Origin of the sequence: Mesotoga sp. UBA5557 (genome assembly GCF_002425715.1) — a bacterium.
Classification (GTDB): domain Bacteria; phylum Thermotogota; class Thermotogae; order Petrotogales; family Kosmotogaceae; genus Mesotoga.
In genome coordinates this window covers 1-6,118 of record NZ_DIMV01000023.1, presented here as the reverse complement: position 1 = coordinate 6,118, position 6,118 = coordinate 1, and the positions used below count along the sequence as shown (strand labels likewise).

At 44.5% G+C, this 6,118-nt stretch carries 7 protein-coding genes and 1 pseudogene; 2 read left to right on the top strand and 6 right to left on the bottom strand.

The genetic code is table 11. The features are described 5' to 3' along the window. Positions 1 to 919, bottom strand: a pseudogene (locus B3157_RS02550) (hypothetical protein); the annotation flags it as partial. Between the two features lie 538 nt (positions 920 to 1,457). Between B3157_RS02550 and B3157_RS02545 the strand changes: the two are divergent. Then, positions 1,458 to 2,327 carry a formylglycine-generating enzyme family protein gene (locus B3157_RS02545; protein WP_292588626.1) on the top strand — a complete coding sequence of 290 codons (870 nt, stop codon included), beginning with the start codon at positions 1,458 to 1,460 and terminating at the stop codon, positions 2,325 to 2,327. A 717-nt stretch (positions 2,328 to 3,044) separates the two neighbouring features. On the opposite strand, the gene B3157_RS02540 is transcribed toward B3157_RS02545, so the two are convergent. The 5 genes from B3157_RS02540 to B3157_RS02520 all read right to left on the bottom strand — a co-directional run bounded on the left by B3157_RS02540 (position 3,045) and on the right by B3157_RS02520 (position 5,557). Next, entirely contained in the window at positions 3,045 to 3,251 is a 207-nt protein-coding gene (locus B3157_RS02540; RefSeq protein ID WP_292588623.1) for a hypothetical protein, read from the bottom strand. 151 nt (positions 3,252 to 3,402) lie between these two features. Continuing rightward, positions 3,403 to 3,795 (bottom strand): hypothetical protein, encoded by a 393-nt coding sequence (locus B3157_RS02535; RefSeq protein WP_292588621.1) that lies wholly within the window; start codon positions 3,793 to 3,795, stop codon positions 3,403 to 3,405. A gap of 2 nt (positions 3,796 to 3,797) precedes the next feature. Beyond that, complete coding sequence (locus tag B3157_RS02530; protein ID WP_292588619.1) at positions 3,798 to 4,250, bottom strand: hypothetical protein; 453 nt, start codon at positions 4,248 to 4,250, stop codon at positions 3,798 to 3,800. Continuing rightward, complete coding sequence (locus B3157_RS02525; RefSeq protein WP_292588617.1) at positions 4,247 to 5,119, bottom strand: thermonuclease family protein; 873 nt, start codon at positions 5,117 to 5,119, stop codon at positions 4,247 to 4,249. The genes B3157_RS02530 and B3157_RS02525 overlap by 4 nt, the downstream gene beginning before the upstream one ends. Before the next feature lie 195 nt (positions 5,120 to 5,314). Further along, the gene (locus tag B3157_RS02520) at positions 5,315 to 5,557 is read right to left on the bottom strand and encodes a hypothetical protein (RefSeq protein ID WP_292588615.1); all 243 of its coding nucleotides are present in this window, start codon (positions 5,555 to 5,557) and stop codon (positions 5,315 to 5,317) included. A gap of 110 nt (positions 5,558 to 5,667) precedes the next feature. On the opposite strand from B3157_RS02520, the gene B3157_RS02515 reads away from it, so the two are divergent. Beyond that, entirely contained in the window at positions 5,668 to 5,937 is a 270-nt protein-coding gene (locus B3157_RS02515; protein ID WP_292588613.1) for a four helix bundle protein, read from the top strand. Positions 5,938 to 6,118 lie beyond the last annotated feature (181 nt).

The window sequence follows — 6,118 nt, the reverse complement described above, 5'->3', positions numbered from 1 at the left end:
ACTTCTGCCACTGAAGACTGCCCGTACTGCTCAGCTTTACCACCCAGAAATCTGATTCTCCATAGTTCCCACTCACGTCATGGTTCCCACTCACGTCACCGTCGTTTGACCGGGTGGATCCAGCAACTATATACCCACCGTCACTCGTCTGCTGGATTGAAGCTGCATGATCCCAATTACTTCCACCGAAACACTTCTGCCACTGAAGACTGCCAGTACTGCTCAGCTTTACCACCCAGAAATCTTCCGCGCCATGGTTCCCACTCACGTCACCGTTGTTTGATGCTGTAATTCCAGCAACGATATACCCGCCGTCACTCGTCTGCTGGATTGAAGCTGCAAGATCCGAACCACTCCCACCTAGGCACTTCTGCCACTGAAGGCTGCCAGTACTGCTCAGCTTCACTACCCAGAAATCATACGCGCCATGGTTCCCACTCACGTCACCGTTGTTTGATGATGTCACTCCAGCAACGATATACCCGCCGTCACTCGTCTGCTGGATTGGAATTACTGCATCCCAATCACTCCCACCGAGGCATTTCCGCCATGTTATGTACGGCTCCTCTTCTACTAAGGAATAGGTGAAGCTCCATATTATGATGTTCGAATAAACGCCCTCGTTGTCCTGCGCCCTAACTTCGAAGGTGTGAGCTCCTTCAGTGTAATCATTCCAGTTATAACTGTTGTTCAGGCCATGGTCTGTCCAAGCTCCACCATCTTTCCTGTATTCGTACTTAGCTATACTTCCATACGGATTGCTACCACTCCAAGAGAATGTAGAATTTCTCTGGTTTATGGTTCCTTCTGGACCACCGACTTTACTCACTGTTGGAAGTTTGTTCAGAACAGAAGGACATCCTGTTATAAGAAGTATTACAGCAGCTAGCAGTAAAACCGAAATAGACCATCTCTTCATTACCCCACCTCCATAACCTACGCTTCGCACATGGAGTAAGCACGTTAAGAATCAGGCAATATACGGCAATCTGTGCAACACACTCATATAATCAATATACCACTTGTTACATTTACATCAAAATTAGCAAAGAAATGCTCTGAGATATTCGCCTTTTGTACGAAGTCGGTTTTTAGCAATATGATTACTCACATTTCGCTAGAAAATGCAAATTCATCAACGTCACACCCTTCACGAATCGAATAGCATGAATGATATCAATAGTCCTAATGATTTCCTTTTTCTCCATCCCATGTGGTAACATCTTTTCGGGTTTCCTTTGTGCTTTTTGGTTGATTCAATGCTATCACCATTGAATCTTCTGGAGGTTATTCTTTTCGAGAAACCCATAAGTTGCATTAATTCTTGCAAGGTGTGACATCATATACTCCATAGTCTTGCGAATTTCGTAATCAGGATAATCGGAATTGTTAAGCAATAAGGTCCTTGTTGGATTGAGAGTTTGCTCTTCGGTAGTATTCGTGCAGGGAGATGATCAATGAAAAAACCAAGGGTATCCTTTTTGGTAGCAATATCGATAGTATCAATCATCTTTATGGAAGGATGCCACCTGCTTCCACCTTCTCATTTCATGATGGATATGGTACTTGTCGAAGGCGGTGCTTATGTCATGGGAGACACAACCGGAGATGGAAAAGACAGCGAGAAACCCGCTCATGAAGTGTTCATTTCTTATGACTTCTGGATCGGAACTCATGAAGTAACATACGATGAATACGCCGCTTTCTGCAATGAAGAGGGGGTTCATTTGCCATGGGACAGTAATTGGGGAAAAGGAGAACGGCCTGTTATAAGGGTTTCTTGGGGAGGTGCAGCAAAATACTGCAACTGGCTTAGCGAGAAATCTCTTCTCCCAAAGGCGTATGATAATAGCGGTAATCTTGTGGACAGATTTGGAAATATCACGACGGATATTACAAAGGTTCTAGGATACAGGTTACCAACGGAAGCAGAATGGGAGTATGCTGCGAGAGGTGGCATAATCAGTACCGGAACCTTGTATGCAGGTAGCAATAATGTTGATGACGTGGGGTGGTACTATTACAACTCAGGTCAGAAAACTAGCATTGTTTGTATGAAGATGCCAAATGAACTCGGTATCTATGATATGTCAGGAAACGTACACGAATGGTGTAGTGACTGGTGGGATGAGCAATATTACGACAACTCCACCACTGTCAATCCTTATAATGGCGCAGATTCTGGGTTTAAGTCGATGCGAGGTGGAAGTTTCATCGATAATGCCCACAGCTTGAGTGTGTTTTCACGCGGACATTCACTCTATGAGGGTATCTACAACTGCGCACATCCAAATATCGGATTCCGAATATGTAGGTCTAAACCTTAGAGTATGGGTTCATCACAGATCGTAAAAGTGTAGCTGAACAGACGAACCAGTTTATGCAGGAATATTCATAATTGATAGCTCCTTTATTAGGTTTGTTTTGTCCAAATTATTCTACATAAGCCAAATAGAGCGGTATTCGAGGAGGATGAGCTGAAATCTTTTCGGAAGAAAGTGGGAAAGCAAGAAGTTCAGACGGCTCAATGCTAGACAAATTGAGAAATGTTATCCAACGAGCTTTCAAAAAGCTGCTCGAAAATGATAGTTTTCTTCTAGAAAATGATTTGCATGAACGAGCAATATCGCATTGGTTCGCTGTTTATCTGAATGATGAGATACAGGATTCTTTTCGCAAAGAGAAATACAATGTCGACTACGAATACAACAGAGATATAACTAGAAGTGATGGAAGGGTAAAGAAAGCTTTCCTACTGAGAGACGAGATAAATGCGGAGTTTAAGAATAGCTATAAATGTAAGCCTTTAGAGTATTTTGGTGAAAGAAGTGTATATCCGGACATAATTGTTCATAAGCGTGGCAGCAATGCAGATAATCTTCTTGTTTTAGAAATCAAGAAGGAATACTACAACATTGAAAATCAAACCCTGGTGAGCCATGGGACTTTTGCTTCTTCACTTCTCCTGCTGTCTAGTCAGTTTTGGGCTGCTCCCAAGAGCACCCGCTTTGAAGCAAGTAAGGTGTATCTACAAGCGACGATCTTCAGTTCTCTCCACAAATTCCTAATTTGGATGCTGCGCTATCGTTCGCCAGTGAGTCTTCAAGATAATGTGAAAAGAGTTCTTGATCCCTATTAGCACTTATCAGCAGACTAACCGAGAGAATCATTAGAGCAATTGCGAACACAAGACCAATCGTGATGATTGCAGTCACAATGTGTTCTATAACTGGTTTTCCAGATTCTTTCACGAGAACCACCACTGTGTCTTTACCATAGTAATTCGGTGAGTCATGTCTTTAGCTGTTCTCCAGATGCAACCATTTAAGTTCGTTATGTCTCATTAATCATAGCAGTTCCTTTGCGACAATTTCAATGGTCGTTTTCCGCGAGTTCTAGTTCCTACTGAAAGGTATCTTTCTCTCCGTACACTGCAAGTAATCTATAGCACAATGATACATTTTCAGTATTCCACAAACACGATAGGCGGCCTGCAAACGCTGCACGGCTCAAGCCAAGGTAAACAGCTTCCGAAAGCCTAATCGGAATTCTGCTTTCAAGCAAACACTGGCAGTGATATTGATGATACTTCTCCCCGGTGTTTGTTATGTACACGATCGGGTTATACGGTGGTTCTGCCGTTACACTGGCGAATTCCTCTTCAGACCACAAGCCTCTCTTCTCAAGTCCTGCCTGTCTTCCGCATTCAATGAATACCTCCATGTAGGAACCGTTGAAGGGATGTCTCGTGTAAGCGTGTGCGTATCCGTTTGCAACATCCAGCAGATTAAACAAAACTAACGAGTCTCGCCTTTGCAGGTTGCTGGCAACCAGACATAAGCCAGGAACCTTCCGTAAGTGTCTTTTGGCAATTCATCATAAGTCAGGAGTACTCTTAAGTCTTCTAGCAGTAGTCTGGCGAAGTCGGACGCCTGGATCCGAATCTTTCTACGGACTGATGGCGATGGCTGCTGTCGGGAGAATCGATGCCAATTAAACGGATGACTTCGATCAGATTCAGGTACTTGTGCCGGATAACTGTGAGTGAGTATGTCACCATCTATGATGCTTGACACGATGGCCTCGTTATGATCGGCTGCCTCGTCGAACCGGTCAAGGAATTCCTCACAGTAGCTCAGTTCCAAACCAACGATTTTCAATGAGGTTGGCGTCAGGGCAAGAGAAAAAGTACCGATAAGCGGAACCAGAACAAGCAAGATTCTTTTCTTAAGGCTTCCTTGTATCTTCATTGACTTCCTTCAGAAGGCTCTGCGTACTCCCAAGTGCCGTCTGGGTAGAGTATCACATCACTTCCTTCTTCTGTAATGGCTGTTATAAAGTCTTCCTCAACTACGCTAATAGAGGGAAGCTTCAATTCAGGCGGTTTGCAGACGCGGCAAGGAATGTATCCCCTCCTTGCTGCTTCTGATAGGACAATAGGTATCTTGCTGTTCTCGAGGAAGCGGCAGCTTTCGATGTGGTATTTATCTCCGGTGCTTGTTATGTAAACAATAGGGTCATACTCAGGCAGCAAGATGCTGTCTGGCTTTTCTTCCTTCCATAAACCAAACCGTCCGAGTCTGGCAAGCCTTTCAGCTTCGATGAAGATTCCCATGTAGTTCTCATCGAACACATATCTAGTATATGCATGCCCGTAACCGCTAGAAATGAGAAGAAGATTAAACAGGATATTATATGTCTCTCCCTCGTACTCTGCAGGAAGCCACACGTAAGCCAGGAGTCTTCCGTAAGTATCAACGGGATTCCAGTCGTAGGAAAGGAGGACATTCTCATCTTCCAGTATTGCTTTCGCGAAATTAGAGGCTTCAATCGCGAAATGCTCGACACTTTTTTCGGGATGAACGCTTTCCGGTGTATCCACTCCTATCAGCCTTATTTTTTCAAGAGCATCCGGTGTTGTCCTTCTTTTCAAGGTGATCGTGTCACCGTCGACGATAGACCAGACGACGGCTTCATCGTACTCCTGGATGCCCTCAAATAGAATAAGATGCTCTTCAAAATAAGTAGCGGTTATGTCGCCGAAGCGAAGGGTAATTGGAGTCATGGCAAGAACGGCTGTCGATGCAGCTAACAGAAGGAGAAGTAGGATTCTCTTCATAGTGATCCCCCTTATTCTCGTTCTCGATTCCCCATAATAAAAAGCCGCATCCAGATAGATTATAGATGAGTTTGCACTGAAAACAAAACCCGGCTTTGAAGCCGGGCTATAGAAGAAGGTGAAATACAGTGCGTTTGTTTGTTTTCGAGTCGCTTAGAAACATTGTGTTTCTCAATCGCTATCTGTACATAGCTATTACTTCACCAGCACCTTCATGGCCGTCTTCCAAAGTCCCCTGTTAAGGAACATGACGACGAGGTCAATCAAGACATCCAGGATGAAGTCGAAGAATTTTGGATCGATCTTCCACTCTTCATCCGGAAGCGCATCCTTTATCATCTGTTTCACTTTCTCTTTCTTCTCAGCCCCGTTGCCGGGACTCTCTACGTAACTTGCAAAGACGGTTATTAGAGAAATCAATTGTCGTATGAAATCCATAGCTACCTCCTGTTGATTTCGTCCTTCGTCCAGGATCGTGAACCCGTCCCTCGTCCTTGGATAGACACTGACAGCATCTTTGAGCTATCATTTCTCTGGAGGTGGTCTTCATGGCCGATTCTTATCAGAATCTAGATGTGTATAAGCTGAGTATGAAGTTTGCCTACGACGTTTATCAGATTGTCTCCGCTTTCCCTGACTTCGAGAAATTCGGCCTTTCTTCTCAGTTGAGGAGAGGCGTTATCTCCGTTCCCTCTAATATCGCCGAAGGATCAGGCCGTCAGTACAAGAAGGAGTTTGTGCAGTTTCTCTTCCTGGCAAAGGGCTCTCTCAGAGAAGCAATGACACAACTCGAACTCTCGAAGATGTTTGGATATTAGATGAAGAGACTTTCAGTCAGATAAAGGATCAGGCTAACAGACTCCATAAGATGCTTAACAGGTTGATCTCCAGACTGAAGAACCCGGGTGGCTGAGCCACCCGGAGCCAAGGACGCCAGACGGGTCCTCGGGTTTGGACGATGGACGGTTCTAGATGAGATTAAACAACTCATTCTTCTGG